General features: G+C 60.5%; 18 protein-coding genes. 4 read left to right on the top strand and 14 right to left on the bottom strand.

Annotated elements, in window-relative coordinates:
- Window positions 1-951 (bottom strand): bifunctional riboflavin kinase/FAD synthetase, encoded by a 951-nt coding sequence (gene ribF, locus H3028_RS04460; RefSeq protein WP_181295847.1) that lies wholly within the window; start codon window positions 949-951, stop codon window positions 1-3.
- An 83-nt stretch (window positions 952-1,034) separates the two neighbouring features.
- Complete coding sequence (murJ, locus tag H3028_RS04465) at window positions 1,035-2,582, bottom strand: murein biosynthesis integral membrane protein MurJ (RefSeq protein ID WP_181295848.1); 1,548 nt, start codon at window positions 2,580-2,582, stop codon at window positions 1,035-1,037.
- A 217-nt stretch (window positions 2,583-2,799) separates the two neighbouring features.
- On the opposite strand from murJ, the gene rpsT reads away from it, so the two are divergent.
- Window positions 2,800-3,078 carry a 30S ribosomal protein S20 gene (rpsT, locus tag H3028_RS04470; protein WP_014854146.1) on the top strand — a complete coding sequence of 93 codons (279 nt, stop codon included), beginning with the start codon at window positions 2,800-2,802 and terminating at the stop codon, window positions 3,076-3,078.
- Between the two features lie 109 nt (window positions 3,079-3,187).
- Here the strand turns inward: rpsT and H3028_RS04475 are convergent, their stop codons facing one another.
- From H3028_RS04475 to rplU, 5 genes are all read right to left on the bottom strand, one after another.
- Window positions 3,188-3,643 (bottom strand): CreA family protein, encoded by a 456-nt coding sequence (locus H3028_RS04475; protein WP_181295849.1) that lies wholly within the window; start codon window positions 3,641-3,643, stop codon window positions 3,188-3,190.
- An 8-nt stretch (window positions 3,644-3,651) separates the two neighbouring features.
- Window positions 3,652-4,770: a glutamate 5-kinase gene (proB, locus tag H3028_RS04480; protein WP_168423343.1), complete on the bottom strand. Its 1,119-nt coding sequence runs from the start codon at window positions 4,768-4,770 to the stop codon at window positions 3,652-3,654.
- A 106-nt stretch (window positions 4,771-4,876) separates the two neighbouring features.
- On the bottom strand, window positions 4,877-6,094 hold the full coding sequence (cgtA, locus tag H3028_RS04485) for an Obg family GTPase CgtA (protein ID WP_181295850.1): 1,218 nt from the start codon (window positions 6,092-6,094) through the stop codon (window positions 4,877-4,879).
- A gap of 163 nt (window positions 6,095-6,257) precedes the next feature.
- Window positions 6,258-6,515 (bottom strand): 50S ribosomal protein L27, encoded by a 258-nt coding sequence (gene rpmA, locus H3028_RS04490; protein WP_025240448.1) that lies wholly within the window; start codon window positions 6,513-6,515, stop codon window positions 6,258-6,260.
- 35 nt (window positions 6,516-6,550) lie between these two features.
- Window positions 6,551-6,862: a 50S ribosomal protein L21 gene (gene rplU, locus H3028_RS04495; RefSeq protein ID WP_021209788.1), complete on the bottom strand. Its 312-nt coding sequence runs from the start codon at window positions 6,860-6,862 to the stop codon at window positions 6,551-6,553.
- A gap of 248 nt (window positions 6,863-7,110) precedes the next feature.
- On the opposite strand from rplU, the gene H3028_RS04500 reads away from it, so the two are divergent.
- Window positions 7,111-8,079, top strand: coding sequence for a polyprenyl synthetase family protein (locus H3028_RS04500; RefSeq protein ID WP_181295851.1), 969 nt, complete (start codon window positions 7,111-7,113; stop codon window positions 8,077-8,079).
- A gap of 168 nt (window positions 8,080-8,247) precedes the next feature.
- Window positions 8,248-8,475, top strand: coding sequence for a hypothetical protein (locus H3028_RS04505; RefSeq protein ID WP_181295852.1), 228 nt, complete (start codon window positions 8,248-8,250; stop codon window positions 8,473-8,475).
- Between the two features lie 9 nt (window positions 8,476-8,484).
- On the opposite strand, the gene H3028_RS04510 is transcribed toward H3028_RS04505, so the two are convergent.
- The 5 genes from H3028_RS04510 to mscL all read right to left on the bottom strand — a co-directional run bounded on the left by H3028_RS04510 (window position 8,485) and on the right by mscL (window position 13,707).
- On the bottom strand, window positions 8,485-9,102 hold the full coding sequence (locus H3028_RS04510; protein ID WP_181295853.1) for an FKBP-type peptidyl-prolyl cis-trans isomerase: 618 nt from the start codon (window positions 9,100-9,102) through the stop codon (window positions 8,485-8,487).
- Window positions 9,103-9,254: 152 nt separating this feature from the next.
- On the bottom strand, window positions 9,255-9,743 hold the full coding sequence (locus H3028_RS04515) for a TIGR00645 family protein (RefSeq protein WP_181295854.1): 489 nt from the start codon (window positions 9,741-9,743) through the stop codon (window positions 9,255-9,257).
- A 164-nt stretch (window positions 9,744-9,907) separates the two neighbouring features.
- Window positions 9,908-10,243 (bottom strand): hypothetical protein, encoded by a 336-nt coding sequence (locus H3028_RS04520; protein ID WP_181295855.1) that lies wholly within the window; start codon window positions 10,241-10,243, stop codon window positions 9,908-9,910.
- A 174-nt stretch (window positions 10,244-10,417) separates the two neighbouring features.
- Window positions 10,418-12,868, bottom strand: a complete 2,451-nt coding sequence (locus H3028_RS04525; RefSeq protein WP_181295856.1) for a Lon protease family protein — start codon at window positions 12,866-12,868, stop codon at window positions 10,418-10,420.
- 428 nt (window positions 12,869-13,296) lie between these two features.
- Window positions 13,297-13,707 (bottom strand): large-conductance mechanosensitive channel protein MscL, encoded by a 411-nt coding sequence (gene mscL, locus H3028_RS04530; RefSeq protein WP_181295857.1) that lies wholly within the window; start codon window positions 13,705-13,707, stop codon window positions 13,297-13,299.
- A 385-nt stretch (window positions 13,708-14,092) separates the two neighbouring features.
- Between mscL and radA the strand changes: the two genes are divergently transcribed.
- Complete coding sequence (gene radA, locus H3028_RS04535; protein WP_181295858.1) at window positions 14,093-15,454, top strand: DNA repair protein RadA; 1,362 nt, start codon at window positions 14,093-14,095, stop codon at window positions 15,452-15,454.
- A gap of 158 nt (window positions 15,455-15,612) precedes the next feature.
- Here radA and H3028_RS04540 read toward each other — a convergent pair whose 3' ends face one another.
- Together H3028_RS04540 and H3028_RS04545 are read right to left on the bottom strand one after the other, a co-directional pair.
- The gene (locus tag H3028_RS04540; RefSeq protein WP_181295859.1) at window positions 15,613-15,993 is read right to left on the bottom strand and encodes a PilZ domain-containing protein; all 381 of its coding nucleotides are present in this window, start codon (window positions 15,991-15,993) and stop codon (window positions 15,613-15,615) included.
- Window positions 15,994-16,052: 59 nt separating this feature from the next.
- On the bottom strand, window positions 16,053-16,514 hold the full coding sequence (locus H3028_RS04545; RefSeq protein ID WP_181295860.1) for an isoprenylcysteine carboxylmethyltransferase family protein: 462 nt from the start codon (window positions 16,512-16,514) through the stop codon (window positions 16,053-16,055).
- Window positions 16,515-16,569: the final 55 nt, after the last annotated feature.

A 16,569-nucleotide genomic window follows, 5' to 3' on the forward strand; every position in this document is an offset into this window, starting at 1 on the left:
TCAGTCCTGACTCGTGGTAAAGGGTGAAGCTCGCCAGTATTCGCGAGCCGCGGCGATATCTGCTTCGATCGCCGTCTTGAGTGCCTCCAGCGAGGCGAAGCGCTGCTCGTCACGCAGCTTGCTATGGAAAGTCACGCGCAGCAGACGGCCATAGAGGTCGCCCTGATAGCTGAGCAGATGCACTTCCAGATGCGGCTGCCCGTCACTTTCCACCGACGGCCGCATGCCGATGTTGGCCACTGCCGGCTGAGTGATGCCGTCAACTTCCGTGCTCACCATGAACACCCCGCTGAGCGGCGTGCTCTTGCGCTTGAGCTGGATATTGGCAGTCGGCGCGCCAAGCTGACGCCCTAACGCCTGCCCATGCATGACCCGCCCGGTAATGCTGAACGCTCGGCCGAGCAGCTTGTGCGCCAGCGTCAGATCGCCATCGGCAAGTACCTGTCGCAGTCGCGTGCTGCTAACGCGCTCACCGTCGACCTCGATAGTGGTGGCGGCCTCGACCGAGAAGCCTTCCACAGCGCCCGCTTTCAACAGAAAGTTGAAATCGCCGGCACGGTCACAACCGAAACGGAAGTCATCACCGACCTCCAGATGCCGCACGCCAAGCCCTTCAACCAGCGTCGCGTGGACGAACTCAGCGGCGCTCAACTCGCGTAAACGGCGGTTGAAGGCCAGGCAGAGCACCAGATCGACGCCCTGCTCATCCAGCAACCGAAGTTTCTCGCGCAGCCGGGTCAACCGCGCGGGCGCCTTGTCCGGCGCGAAGTATTCTCGCGGCTGCGGCTCGAAGATCACCACGCAGCTAGGCAGGCCGAGCTCGGCGGCACGCTCGCGCAGGCGCGCCAGGATGGCTTGATGCCCCCGGTGAACCCCGTCGAAATTGCCGATGGTGGCGACGCAACCCCGATGCCGGGGTCGCAGGTTATGAAGACCTCGAACCAGCTGCATACCGCACTTCTTGCTTGAAAAGTCGTCGATTATACGCATGAGCCGGCAGCCGCGGACAGGTTTGCCACCCGCCTACCTGCGGATCAATGACGTAGATGCCGCGGCCGCAAGCCGAGCAATACCAGCCCTGCCGCAAAAGCGCCCAGTCCCGCCACCACGAGCAGTCCTAGCTGCAGCGCGCGCTGCTGCCAGCTCCAGGCGAACCATTCGACCGACGGCGCGTTGAGCCACCAGACCATCGCCACCATGGCGGTACAGCCGCCGACCAGGCGCAGCAGAAACAACCCCCAGCCCGGCGCGAACTGAAACACGCCGATCCGATACAGCCCCCAGAACAGCAGCCCGGCATTGAGCATCGACGACAACGACGTGGCCAGCGCAAGCCCAACGTGCTGGAGCGGCCAGATGAGCATCAAGTTCAGCGCCATGTTGGCAATCATGCAGATGATGGCGACGCGCACCGGCGTCTTCAAATCCTGGCGCGCGAAGAAACCCGGCGCCAGCACCTTGATCAGCATGAACGCCAGCACACCCAGCGAGTAAGCCTCAAGCGCATTGGCCGATTGCACCACGGCCTCCTCGCTCATCGCGCCGTAGAAGAACAGGCTGGCAATCAGCGGCTCGGCCAGGATACCCAGCGCAAGCGCGGCGGGAATCCCCACCAGTAACACCATTCGCAGCGCCCAATTGAGGGTATTGGAAAAGGCCTTAGGGTCCTCGCCAGCGTGCTGGCGCGACAGGCTCGGAAGGATCACCGTGCCGATGGCGATACCGAAGGCGCCGAGCGGCAACTCCGAAAGCCGATCCGCGTAATAGAGCCACGACACGCTACCGGTCTGCAAAAAGGAAGCGAGCACCGTGTCGAGCAGCAGATTGATCTGGCTGACCGACACCCCGAACAACGCTGGGACCATCAGCAGCATGATACGCCGCACCCCTTCATCACCGAACTTCACCCGAGGCCGCGGCAACAGCCCCAGCTTGGCAACATAAGGAAGCTGGAAGGCCAGCTGAGCGAAGCCGGCAATGAACACACCCCAGGCCAGCGCCATGATTGGCTGATCGAAATAGGGCGTAAGGAACACCGCCGAGGTGATCATGGATACATTCAGCAGTACCGGGGTGAAGCCCGGCACCGCGAAATGTCCATAGGTGTTGAGCACGCCGGAAGTGAATGCCGTGAGGGAAATCAGCAGCAGATACGGAAAAGTGATGCGCAGCAGCTCTCCTGCCAGCTGCATCTTGGCCGGCTCATCATGAAAACCCGGCGCAAACACCATTACCACATAAGGTGAGGCCAGCACCCCGATGGCGGTAATACCGGTCAGGATCAACCCGAGCATGCCGGCCGTGCGATCGACCAGCAGCTTGACCTCGGTCAGCGTCCGCTTGGTGCGGTACTCAGATAGCACCGGAACGAAAGCCTGGGCGAAAGCACCTTCGGCAAACAGACGACGCAGGAAGTTGGGAATCTTGAACGCAATGAAGAAGGCGTCGGCGGCGGCACCCGAACCGAAGTAGCTGGCCACCACCATATCGCGTACCATGCCCAGCACCCGGGACAGCAGTGTCATCACACTGACTACCGCACTGGACCGCAGCAAGCCGCCTTTGCCGGATGTATCGGACATTTGTCTTCCTAGAGTTGCAGCAGGATGATTCCGGCCAGGCACTGGCCATCGAGTCGATGGCCAGTTACGACAGTGAAAGAGGTCGCGAGTTTAGCGGCAGCCCATCTGTCCGGCCAGTGTCTCGGAGGAATCACTCGGGCTTGACAAGGGCTCGATGCATCGGCATGATTCGCGGCCTTATTTGCTTTGTAATCCCACGTTTTCGAGGAGTTCGACGGTGGCCAACAGCCCTTCCGCCAAAAAACGCGCAATTCAGGCTGAGAAGCGTCGCAGCCACAACGCCAGCCTGCGCTCCATGGTTCGCACCTACATCAAGAATGTGGTCAAAGCCATTGATGCAAAAGATCTGGAAAAAGCTCGTACTGCTTACACTGCAGCCGTGCCTGTAATCGACCGCATGGCCGACAAAGGCATCATTCACAAGAACAAAGCAGCCCGGCATAAAAGCCGCCTGAACGGCCATATCAAGGCCCTCGGCGAAGCTGCTGCAGCTTAAACTGCACGCTCTTGAAAAAAACCGGCCTAGCGCCGGTTTTTTTGTGCCTTGCATTTCGGCCAGCGAACGCTCTTCGATGCAAGCAGCATCGACAGAAATAAACTGATCGCTACTGAACCCAGGGAAGAACTGGAATGGCGGTCACCGCATTTTGCGGACTGCCCTCGATTACGCGATCACTGTAAACCAGGTAAACAAGCGTACTGCGCGCCTCATCAAAAAAGCGCACCACCTGCATGGTCTTGAATACCAGCGAAGTCCGCTCCCTGAAGACCACCTCGCCATCCTCGAGATTGTCATTCATATGAATCGGCCCGACCTGGCGACAAGCAATCGACGCTTCGGCGCGATCCTCTGCCAACCCGAGCCCACCCTTGATCCCGCCGGTCTTGGCCCTCGATAGATAACAGGTCACACCCTCGACCTTGGGATCATCAAAGGCCTCCACCACGATCTTGTGGTTCGGCCCAAGCCACTTGAAGACCGTATCGACCTCACCCACTTCCCGCGCCATACCGACCGCCGGCCAGACCAGCAGCGCGATCAATGCGTTTGCCAATCGCATCGGGTACCTCACAACAGGATCATGTTGTCGCGATGGATAAGCTCGGGCTCGTCGACGTAACCGAGCAATTTCTCGATTTCGTCGGAGGAATGACCAAGGATTTTCTGAGTCTCAGCAACACTGTAGTTAACCAGACCGCGAGCAACCTCCTCCCCTTCTGGCCCCACGCAGACCACCATCTCGCCACGGCGAAAACCACCTTGGGCGGCCTTGACGCCAACCGGTAACAAACTGCGATTGCTTTGCTTCAGCGCATGCACCGCCCCGGCATCCAGCGTGACCGAGCCCCGCGTTTGCAGATGGCCGGCGAGCCACTGTTTGCGCGCAGCGTGACGACTGCGCTCCGGCGCCAGCAGGGTGCCCAGCCGCTCACCGGCCTTCAGCCGCGCCAGAACCTGATCGATGCGCCCGCCAATGATTACCGTATGGGCCCCCGAGCGCGCCGCCAGGCGCGCCGCGCGCAACTTGGTCTGCATGCCACCGCGCCCCAGCGCACCGCCCGTAGCGCCCGCTACCGCGTCCAACGCAGGGTCGTCGGCGCGAGCTTCGCGGATGAGATTGGCGTCGGGGTTATTTCGTGGATCCGCGTCAAACATCCCGTCGCGATCCGTGAGGATCACCAGCAAATCAGCTTCGACCAGGTTCGCCACCAGCGCCGCAAGGGTATCGTTGTCGCCGAAGCGGATCTCATCAGTGACGACGGTGTCGTTTTCATTGATAACCGGAACCACACCGAGGTCGATTAGCGTGCGCAGCGTGCTCCGCGCGTTGAGATAACGCTTGCGGTCCGACAGATCATCGTGGGTCACCAGAACCTGAGCGGTCTGCTGATCGCAGCGCCCAAAACTGGCCTCCCAAGCACGAATGAGGCCCATCTGCCCCACCGCAGCAGCAGCCTGCAACTCGTGAACGGCCTTGGGCCGTGCCGTCCAACCGAGGCGGCTCATGCCGGCCGCAACCGCACCGGACGAGACCAGCACCAACTCGACCCCGACCTGCCGCAGCGCCACCATCTGATCAACCCAGACCGCCATTGCCGCCTGATCGAGGCCGCGGCCGTCAGCCGTCAGCAAAGCACTGCCGATTTTCACCACCCAGCGCCGCGCGCCGCTCACCTTGTCCCGCATCGATCCCGCCTTCTATCCCATATCCGGCCAAACCAGGTCGACGAGCAGCAGACGAGCCAGCCCAACGACCACCCACCTACAGCTACGCAACTACGCGAACAAGCCCCTAGCGAACGTAGAAGATTTCCGCGCCGCCTTCATCATCGTCATCATCATCGAAGTCGTCTTCATCCGCATCGACCGCCGCCTTGACGCCAGCGCGACGCAACGCACGCTGATCATCGAGCTCCTGCAGACGCGCACGGGCCTCATCTTCGATCTGCTGATCCAGTTCGGCAAGCGCCTCGGCATAAGCCGGCTCCTCGCTGATACGCAGCGTACGCTCATCCAGATAGCGCATGATTGCCTGACTCAGCTCCTCGGTACCCTCACGCTCCAGCGCAGAGATAACGAATACGGGACCGATCCACTCAAGGCGCTCTACCACGTGGCGCACGCGCTCGTCACGGTCCTCCTCGAGCAACTGATCGGCCTTGTTCAGCACCAGCCAACGATCGCGCTGAGCCAGTGCTGGGCTGAATTTTTCCAGTTCGTTGAGAATGATTTCCGCTGCATCAGCAGGATCAGTCTCATCGAGCGGCGCCATGTCGACCAGGTGCAGCAACAGTCGCGTACGCGCCAGATGCTTGAGAAAGCGTATCCCCAGGCCGGCACCATCGGATGCGCCCTCGATCAAACCTGGAATGTCGGCAACCACGAAGCTCTTGTAGCGCCCGACACTGACCACACCAAGGTTCGGTACCAGCGTCGTGAACGGATAGTCGGCAACCTTCGGCTTGGCGGCCGATACCGAGCGAATAAAGGTGCTCTTACCGGCATTCGGCAACCCCAGCAGACCGACGTCAGCCAGCACCTTCAATTCGAGCTTCAAGTCGCGAGCATCGCCCGGCTTGCCCGGCGTGGTCTGCCGCGGCGCGCGATTGGTGCTCGATTTGAAGCGGGTATTACCCAGGCCGTGCCAGCCGCCCTGAGCAACCAATAACCGCTGCCCCGCCTTGGTCAGGTCGCCAATTACGTCCTGGGTGGCAGCGTCAATCACCGTCGTGCCGACCGGCACCGGCAGGATCAGATCCTCACCCTTGGCACCGGTACACTCGGTACTGCCGCCTTTTTGGCCATTCGGCGCATTGAAGCGGCGTGTATAGCGATAATCGACAAGTGTGTTGAGGTTCTCGTCGGCCTCCAGATAAACGGAGCCACCGTCACCACCGTCGCCGCCGTTGGGGCCACCTTTCTCAATGAACTTCTCACGACGGAAGCTCATCATGCCGTTACCGCCGTCGCCGGCCTTTACAAAAATCGATACTTCATCGACGAATTTCATGGGAACGCCTCCCGCCGCAAGGACGGGCTAGAAAACAGGAACATAAGGGTCTTGCGAAACCCAGCGAAAACTAGAGCAAAGCAGTGTTTTGCAAGAGCCCTACAGAGAATACAGAAACAAAAAAGCCCCGTCGCATGACAGGGCTTTTCCAGCAACGTCGCAATCAGGCCGCGACGACGCTCACGTAGCGACGGCCAAAAGCGCCTTTCACTTCGAATTTGATCACGCCTTCCACTTTCGCGAACAGGGTGTGATCCTTGCCCATACCAACGCCGTAACCAGCGTGGAACTGGGTACCGCGCTGACGCACGATGATGTTACCGGCCTTGATGACTTGACCGCCGTACATCTTCACGCCAAGACGTTTGGCTTCTGAGTCGCGACCGTTGCGGGTAGAGCCGCCAGCTTTTTTGTGTGCCATGAGTTCAATACTCCTATAGGGGGATTCAGGCCCGATTAGCCCTGAATACCGGTGATTTTGACCTCAGTGAACCACTGACGGTGGCCCTGACGCTTCATGTGGTGCTTACGACGGCGGAATTTGATGATGCTGACCTTGTCATGACGACCTTGGGCGATCACTTCAGCAGTAACCTTGGCACCATCGACCACCGGAGCGCCGATTTTGACATCGTCGCCGTTGCCGATCAGCAGAACGCGGTCAAAGGTGACTGCTTCGCCAGTGGCAACTTCGAGTTTTTCAATCTTGAGGTATTCGCCTTCGGCGACCTTGTATTGCTTGCCGCCGGTAACGATAACTGCGTACATCTGTGTATCTCCGTTGATCCTGCTCACCCAGCGCTTAAGTGAAATAGTTAGTGGCTGGCATGGCTGCTCGGGGCCGGAAAGGACGCCCTTGCAATTGCGTAAGGCAGGGAAATGCCCAGGGGGAAAGTTCAGGGTCCGCGATTGTACGCATCCACCAGAGTCGGCGCAATAGCCGCCAGGCCTTGCCTTGACAGTGCCTGACCCGCCCCATAGCATGCCGCGCAATCTCCGAGGAGTACTCGTCGCCGATGCAACCCCAGGCCTTTTACCAAGTAGTAGCTGAAGATTTTGCCGCCGTTGACGGCATCATCCGCAATCAGCTGACTTCCCGCGTACCGCTGGTGGAAAAAATCGGGGACTACATTACCTCGGCCGGCGGCAAACGCCTGCGCCCCTTGTTGGTATTGCTCAGCGGCAATGCGCTGGGACTCAAGGGAGAGCAACTGCGCCTGCTGGCAGCCATCATCGAATTTCTGCACACCTCGACGTTGCTGCATGACGATGTAGTCGACATGTCGGGCATGCGTCGCGGCCGCTCAACAGCGAACGCCCTGTGGGGCAACGCGCCCAGCGTGCTGGTCGGCGACTTCCTTTATGCACGCTCGTTCGAAATGATGGTCGACCTGGGCTCGATGCCGGTCATGCGCATCATTTCCCAGGCCACCCGAGTGATCGCCGAAGGCGAAGTACTACAGTTGTCCAAGGTGCGCGACGCCAGCACCACCGAAGAAATCTACATGGAAGTGATCCGCGGCAAGACAGCCATGCTCTTTGAAGCCTCAACGCACAGTGCCGCCACCCTGGCCGGCGCCAGCGACGAGCAGCGCGAGGCGCTGCGGACCTTCGGCGATTACCTGGGCATCGCATTCCAACTGGTCGATGACCTGCTCGATTACCAGGGCGATGCCGAAACCTTGGGCAAGAACGTAGGAGATGACCTTGCCGAAGGCAAGCCAACGCTGCCACTGATCTACACCATGCGCGAAGGCACAGCGGAACAAGCCGCGCTGGTGCGTCAGGCCATCCAGAAAGGTGGCATCGAAGATCTAGAAAGCATCCGCAGCGCCGTGGAAGCATCCGGCGCGCTGGAATACACCGCCCGCCTGGCTCGCGAATATGCCGATCGCGCCATCGCTTGCCTCGAGCTCATCCCGGCCAACCATTATCGCGACGCCCTAGTGGAACTCAGCCGCTTCGCTGTTGCTCGCACTCACTGAGCCAGCCTCACCGAAGGGTGCGACTGCGCGCTCTTCAGCCCTAACCCTCCCCGCCTCAGCCTCCCACTAACACCGGCTCGGCCACCACTGATCGACGCTGAGGATTTTTGCGCTTGCATGTTCGCAAATAACAATTATTCTCATTAAAGAGATCAACTGGAGGCGAGCATGACTTATCTGATCGATGCCTGGCTGGACCGTCCGCAACCTTATCTGCGGATACTCAACCGCAACACCGGAGCGGTTTGCATTTCGTTGGAGGGCGAGGCCCTGGATGAGCTTCGCGACCAGGGCGATCTAGACTTGCAGGAGCTGAGCACCAGCGAACCCTGTGTGCTCAAGGAACAGGTACGTAACCTGTTCCTATTCTCCTATGCCCGGGCATTGCGCCCGTAGCGATCGCTCTTACAGAACGGCCAGCAGCTCGATGTCGAACACCAGCACACTGTGCGGTGGGATGCTACCAACGCCCTGCGCGCCATAGGCCAGTTCGCTCGGCACATAGAGACGCCATTTGCTGCCCACGCCCATCAGTTGCAAGGCCTCGGTCCAGCCGGCAATCACACCGCCAACCGGGAACTCGGCCGGCTGGCCGCGCTGATAGGAGCTGTCGAACACGGCACCGTCGATCAGCGTGCCGTGATAATGGGTACGCACCTGATCTTCGGCGGCCGGCTTGACGCCTTCGCCCGCGGTCAACACCTCGTACTGCAGACCTGACGCCAAGGTAGTAACTCCCTCGCGCTTGGCATTCTCGGCCAGGAAAGCCTTGCCTTCACCCGCGGCGGCTTCAGCCTTGCGCTGCGCTTCAGCCTGCATGCGCTCGCGGATGACGGCGAAGCTGGCATTCAAGTCTTCCGGGCTGACCTGGCTGGCTGTACCGGTAAAGGCATCACGAATACCAGCGATCACAGCATCCAGGCTGATGCCTGGCGGTGGGTTCTCGCGCAGCTGATCACCCAGCTGGCGGCCGATACCATAGCTTACGCGCGTTTCGTCGGTGGATAGGTTGAGGTCGGTCATGCCTGCGCTCCGGGGAAAAAAAGGGCCGACAGCCTAGCACAGGCAAGCCTCGATCACTGATCCATCGTCCAGTGGCGCTGTGACACCGCGACGGTCCACTCGCAGAACGAGGGCAGAACGAGGGCAGCTCAGCGGCACTACCGACGGCAGTGTCAGTGCTTGGTGAGCTTATCCAGGTAGCCCATGGCAAAAGCGGAGAAGACGAACGTCAGGTGAATGATCACATACCACATCAGCTGCTCACTCTCGAGCTGCTGAGCATCCATGAACATGCGCAGCAGATGGATCGACGAAATCGCCACGATCGAGGCCGCAACCTTCATCTTCAACGAGCCGGAGTCCATTTTGCCCAGCCAGTCGAGCTTTTCCTTGCCTTCGTCGACATCGAGCTGCGAGACGAAGTTCTCGTAGCCGGAAAGCATCACCATCACCAACAAACCACCCACCAGCGCCATGTCGATCAACGACAGCAACTTGAGGATCAGATCGCCTTCGCTCAACGAAAGCACCGCTGGGAGAATGTGCCAGATCTCCTGGAAGAATTTGATCGCCAGCGCCAGCAGGGCGAACGCCAGGCCGAAGTAGATAGGTGCCAGCAACCAGCGCGCGGCGTACATGGCGTTTTCGATGAGGCGTTCCATCTGTTCTCACTATGAGCGGATACCGGCAAGCGAGTATACGCAGCACCGCGGAGTCTTCAAGAAGGCTCCTGTGGCAGCATGTTTTCCTTGTGGATAAGAAAACGGAGAGTGACGCCACATCTGCCGAATCGGCTCATGCGCTGAACGCGGAACGAGCCCCGCTATCAGGTTTTGGATTGCCAGCCACTGAGATAACGGGCCTGGTTGGCGTTGATCTTGCGCAACTCCGCCTGCATGTGCAATTGCCAGATCGAGGGGGAGTCGGATTCGCGATAACCCTGTCCGTACAGGTTAGTGGCAATCGCCTTCAGCACCGATTCGGCCTCGCGAGGGCCGTGGAATGGGCCCTGCGCCTTGATCGCAGTCGGTTGGCCCGCATCGATACCGGCCGCACAGAGCAACGTCCACAAGCCATTGCCACCAGCCAGCGGCCGAATGACGCATTCGATACGGGTAACCAGGCCCAGACACTGGCGGTTCAGACAGAGCGTGTGAGACATGACGGCGATCCTCGCGCTAGGTTGCGCACCGTCATCCTGGATGAATGGGCGGGCCAACCTGTTTATCCCCAAAAGTTGTGGATAACCATGTGGACAGAGAGTGGGAACCCTCTTCCATTGCAGACCTGCCGCCGCCCGTATCGTTCCGTCCAGTTATTGCTCAATCAGAAGCCGCTAGCCCTGCTCTGCTCCCTTCGCCTGCGCCGCCGCCAGTACCTCCTCGGGAGAGGCTGCATCACTCCGATGATCATCCTCAAGTTCGATTTCAGCGATATCGCGCAAACGCTCCACCACCCGGGCGTTGACACTGCCTTTGGGAAACTGTCCATCCTTGTCTGCAGCCCCTACCGCCTCGCCCACCAGCAGCGACAACGCCTCATCTACATGACGGACCGCGTAGATGTGGAACCGCTCCTGGCGCACGGCGTCCAGCACGCGCTCGTCGAGCATCAGCGTGGTGACGTTAGCGAACGGAATGATCGCGCCCTGCTCTCCGGTCAGGCCGCGAGCTTCGCAGAGGCGGAAGAACCCTTCGATCTTCTCGTTGACACCGCCTACCGCCTGCACCTCACCGAACTGGTTGATCGAACCGGTGATGGCGAAACACTGCTTCAACGGCGTGCGCGAAATGGCGGAGATCAGGGCACAGCACTCGCCCAGCGAGGCACTGTCACCATCGACATAGCCGTAGGATTGCTCCAACGCGATGCTGGCAGAAATTTCCAACGGGAATTCCTGGGCGTAGCGACTGCCGAGAAAACCGGTCAGGATCATCACTCCTTTGGAGTGAATCGGTTGGCCGAGGTTGACTTCACGTTCGATGTCGACAATCCCCGAACCACCCGGATAGACGGTGGCGGAAATACGCGCAGGCATGCCGAAGGCTGAATCACCGACTTCAAGGACGGTTAGACCGTTGCACTTGCCGATCGCCGCGCCTTCGCTATCGATAAGAATAACCCCGGCGAGGATATCTTCGAGGATGCGCGCCGAGACGCGCCCGGTGCGGGTAGCCTTGGCCTTCAGGGCCCGTTCGATATGGCCGACGTCGGTCACTTCATCCTTGGCCAGCTGGCGGATGAAATCGGCTTCGCTGACCAGCTGGAACAGATCGCCGATGCGCGCCGACAGGCGCCCTTGATGCTCGGCCAGCCGCGCACTGTAAGTCGCCAGACGCGCCACAGCAGCCGCCGTCAGAGGCGCCATGCCCTCTTCCGAGGTGCGGGTTTTCATCAGCTGGGCAAACTGCTCGAGGCTGTCTTCGGCCAGCGGAATCTCTTCATCGAAGTCCACCAGCACGCGGAACATCTCCTGGAAGTCCGGATCGAGATCCTGCAGCGTGTAGTACAGCTGCCGGGAGCCGATGATCACCACCTTGACGTTGAGCGGAATGACTTCCGGGTTCAAGGTCACGGTGGCCAGACGCCCTAGCTCTGCCAGCGGCGATTCCATCTTCAGCCTGCGCGACTGCAGGGCACGCTTGAGTGCTTCCCAGACGAAGGGCTCGCTGAGCATCTTCTCCGCCTCGAGCATCAGGAAGCCACCATTGGCGCGATGCAGCGCGCCGGGACGCAACTGGCGGTAGCTGGTGTAGAGCGCGCCCTGATCGGTGCTGTATTCGATGCGGCCGAACAGGTTGTCGTAGGTCGGATGCGGCTCGAATACCACCGGCGCACCGCCATCCAGCGGATGCCCCACCACCAGGCTCGGGCTGTACTGCTCTTCCAGCAGCTGGCGGGTCTGGGCGTCTGGGCGATTCTCGTCAACCAGCTGCTCAACCACGGTCTTCAGAAGATTGACCTGCACGGCCTGCAGATAAGATTCGATGCCGGCATTCTCTCCATACTTCTCCGACAGCGGAGCCAGCAACGGCTGCAGGGCCTGACTGATGGTTTCGTCATTGAGCTGTCGCAGCTGATTGCTCGATTCGCGCTTCCACTGCGGCAGGCTGGCGAGCCCTTCGTTCAGATGCACTTCCAGCGCGGAAATATCTTCGTGGTAACGCTCGCGATCCGCCTCCGGCAGCTGCGCGAATTCAGCCTCGTCCATCGATTTGCCATCCTTCATCGGCGTAAAGGCGATGTTCGTGCTGTCGCGGTAGAGCGCAATTTCCTTTTCCAGCGCGAGCTTCTCGATGACATCCAGCGCCTTGTCGTAGCGCTGATTGAAGGCGCGGTCGATAGCGCTCTTCTTTTGCTGGAAGCTCGGATGCTCGAATACCGCGGGAAAGGTCGCCATCAAGTTGTCGATCAGCTTCCCGATGTCAGCAATAAACTCAACGGCGCCACCCTGCGGCAATTCCACCACACGAGGCTCACGCGGCTCGTCGAAATTATTCACGTAAAGCCAATCCGACGGCGTATCCAGGCGCTTGCCTTCGGCCTTGAGGTAACGCCGCACGAACGAGAAGCGCCCCGTGCCCGGCTCTCCCATCACGTAGACGTTGTAGCCGGGACGCGGCATTGCCACACCGAATTGCAGCGCCTCGACAGCTCGCTCCTGGCCGAGCACGCCAAGAAAAGGTTCCAGCTCATCGGTTGTCTTGAAGTCGAACTGGCTGGGTTCGAAGGGACGGGTCAGCGCTTCGGGCGCCAGGCGCAGGCCTGCAGCGACAGTTTCGGGCATTGGTAATCCTTGCTGGGGTGACCTGATGGCCACAATTGATGCCGCCATTCTGGCGATGCCTCTATCAGCCTGCAAGGCTCGGCAAGGCCACGAGTCGCGGTTGGCCGGCTGTCAAGGACCGGCTTCCGGTCCAGCGATCTGAGCGATTGCCGGTTTGCCTGCCAGGCTTGATCAGCGCCGATGTTTCACCAAGGCTGCTACTGCCGATGAGCGGCACGGGTCCAGGCCCCGTTCAAAACCGATTCCGGCCAAGATTACCGAAGTACACAGCCACCAGCTGGCTGCCGAAGGCCGTCGGCGCCCGACAGTACACCCAACTCCGAAATCAAAGCTGCTGCGAGCACATTGCTGAACAGATCCAAGCGGCTGATTGCGGCCCGATCAGAAGCAAGCGTCTGAATAGACCCTAATCTCGAATCGCGCCCGGCTCAGGACCGATTCTGCGCCCGCAGCGCATCGCGAATCTCGGTGAGCAATACTTCTTCTTTGCTCGGGGCTGGCGGTGCGGAAGGCGCCTCGGCCTCCTTGCGCTTGAGGCTGTTGATGCCCTTCACGGCGAGGAAGATGGCAAAGGCCACGATGACGAAGTCGAACACAGTTTGCAGGAAGCTGCCATAGCTCAAGGTCACTGCCGGCGTATCGCCGACCGCCTGCTTGAGCACGACCGCCAGATCCGAGAAATCCACCCCGCCGATCAACAAGCCCAACGGCGGCGTCACGACGTCGGCGACAAATGACGAGACGATCTTGGTGAACGCCGCGCCAATGATGATGCCAACGGCCATGTCAATCACATTGCCCCTGACTGCAAACGCTTTGAATTCGTTGATCATGCCCATCTGACATTTCCTTCGATCGTTTAAAAGTGCGGTCAGAAACGACGCCGTAGCGCTTCGACTGGTGCAGCATAGTTTGCGTTCAGGCCCCAGGCCAGACCCTTTCAGGGCAAGCTGGAATCGCTATCGGCGTCGGGCAGAGCGTGTGGCGCTCAAGAACGATATCGTCCGTGACCTCAAGCGCGCCGGGCAGCACACTGAACACGCAGCACCAAATGACCGCCAACTCAGACGCTAGCTGTCAGCACGTGCAGAAACAACACATGGCGCATGGGGCTGACTCCTGTTCGGTTTGTTTACAGGCTGGCGGCTTATGTGGCGCTTGTGGCTGATGTGGATCAAGCCAGCCGCTATCATGCGACTCCATTCGTCAGACGCGGAGTTTCCCATGGCCAAGGCCAAGCGCATGTATGGCTGCACCGAATGCGGTTCGACCTTCCCCAAGTGGGCCGGCCAATGCGGCGATTGCGGCGCCTGGAATACGCTGGTGGAAACCATCATCGACGGCGCCGCGCCACCGAGCGGTCGCGCTGGCTGGGCCGGTGACAAGGCGAACATCAAGACCCTGGCCGAAGTCAGCGTCGAGGAAGTCCCGCGCTTCTCCACCGCGTCCGGCGAGCTGGATCGCGTGCTCGGCGGCGGGCTGGTGGATGGCTCGGTGGTGCTGATCGGCGGCGATCCGGGGATCGGTAAATCGACGATCCTGCTGCAGACGTTGTGCAACATTGCCCGACAATTCCCAGCGCTCTACGTCACTGGCGAGGAATCCCAGCAGCAGGTGGCCATGCGCGCGCGGCGGCTGGATCTTCCGCAAGACAAGCTCAAGGTGATGACCGAAACCTGCATCGAATCGATCATTGCCACCGCTCGCCTGGAAAAGCCCAAGGTGATGGTCATCGACTCTATCCAGACCATCTTCACCGAGCAGTTGCAGTCGGCGCCCGGCGGCGTCGCCCAGGTCCGTGAAAGCGCGGCGCTGCTGGTGCGCTTCGCCAAGCAGAGCGGCACGGCGATCTTTCTCGTCGGCCATGTCACCAAGGAAGGCGCGCTGGCCGGCCCACGCGTGCTGGAACACATGGTCGACACCGTGCTGTATTTCGAAGGCGAGTCAGACGGCCGCCTGCGGCTGCTGCGCGCGGTAAAGAACCGTTTCGGCGCGGTCAACGAACTGGGCGTGTTCGGCATGACCGACAAGGGCCTGAAAGAAGTCACCAACCCCTCGGCGATCTTCCTCACCCGTGCGCAGGAAGCGGTGCCTGGCAGCGTGGTCATGGCCACCTGGGAAGGCACCCGGCCGATGCTGGTGGAGGTGCAGGCGCTGGTCGACACCAGCCATATGGCCAATCCACGACGCGTCACCCTGGGTTTAGACCAGAACCGCCTGGCCATGCTGCTGGCGGTGCTGCATCGCCACGGCGGCATTCCTACCTATGACCAGGACGTGTTCATCAACGTGGTGGGTGGCGTGAAAGTGTTGGAAACAGCGTCCGACCTGGCATTGATGGCCGCGGTGATTTCCAGCCTGCGCAATCGACCGCTGGATACCGATCTGCTGGTATTTGGCGAAGTGGGCCTGTCCGGTGAGATTCGGCCAGTGCCGAGCGGCCAGGAACGACTGAAGGAAGCAGCCAAGCACGGTTTCAAGCGCGCCATCGTGCCCAAGGGCAATGCGCCGAAGGAGGCGCCCGCCGGGTTGCAGATCATCGCCGTGACCCGACTCGAACAGGCGCTGGACGCGCTGTTCGAATAAGACGACAGGCTACGCGGGACGGCTATGGGGTGGATGGCGCCTCATTCATCCAGCCGGCCACGTTCTGACACACCGGCAGGCTTCAGCTACGCGGCCACCTGTCCTGCCGTTTGCCTCAACCCGCCCAACCTGGCCTGTGTTGACGTGACGAGCGCTTATCAGCTTGCCTCGTCTCCCTCCCCCAGCGCCGCCAGTTCGCGCTCGAGCAAGGCTTCGTCGCCCAGGTTGAGTTCGACCAGCCGCCGCAGATGGCTGATGGAGTCGACGTCGATATGCCGACACACCAGGCCGATCAGCTCGCCCTCTCGATGGACCATCTCTGCCGCCATGCGCACCTCGGCATCATCTGCGAGCCGTATCCGTGCTTCGAACGGCTGGGCGGGGTCAGCATCCCAATTCGCCGGACGATGCACCAGCAAGCCCTTCAGCGACAGGTCATGCAACTCGACAGGCCAGCGACGCGCGCCCTGCGCCAGCTCGGTTTCGGCATCAAAAGCAAAGCGCTGGAAACGCCGGCGGTCGCTGCTTGTTTCGTTCATCAGAACCACTCCAGGGAATTCTCGTTTTAACTATAGATCAGGCGTTAGCCCAGACATGCTCAGAGCCAGCGCCGTACGCGCCGCCGGTAGCTCCGGTACTCATCGCCGAACAATCGGGTCAACATGTGCTCCTCGTGGATGATCACGGTGCGCTGCACGCAGTAGATCAGCAAGGGCAGCAGCAGCCATGGCCAGAGGCTGCCCAGCAACAGCCCGATACCGCAATAGATCAGCGTATCGGCAAGATAGATCGGGTTGCGTGAGAAGCGAAACGGGCCGGTCTGCAGCAAACTGCTCGGTTTACCGTAGGGATTGATAGTGGTGCGATGGCCAAACATCGCCAGCGCCGCCCAGAGCATCAGCACGATGCCGACCGCAATCGAAACCCAGCCGGCATAATGCAACAGTTCGTGCTCCGGCAGATCGAGCGGCACCCACTGTGCCAGCCCCCAGGCGCTAGCCACGAAAACCAGGTAGATCAGCGGCGGCGGCAGGATCACGCCGGAAGGTTTGACAGACATTGGCATGATCCGCAGGCGATTCGATTGAGGCCATCCTACAGAAGCCAGGGACAAT

Origin of the sequence: Pseudomonas sp. Q2-TVG4-2 (assembly GCF_013620795.1) — a bacterium.
GTDB lineage: Bacteria > Pseudomonadota > Gammaproteobacteria > Pseudomonadales > Pseudomonadaceae > Stutzerimonas.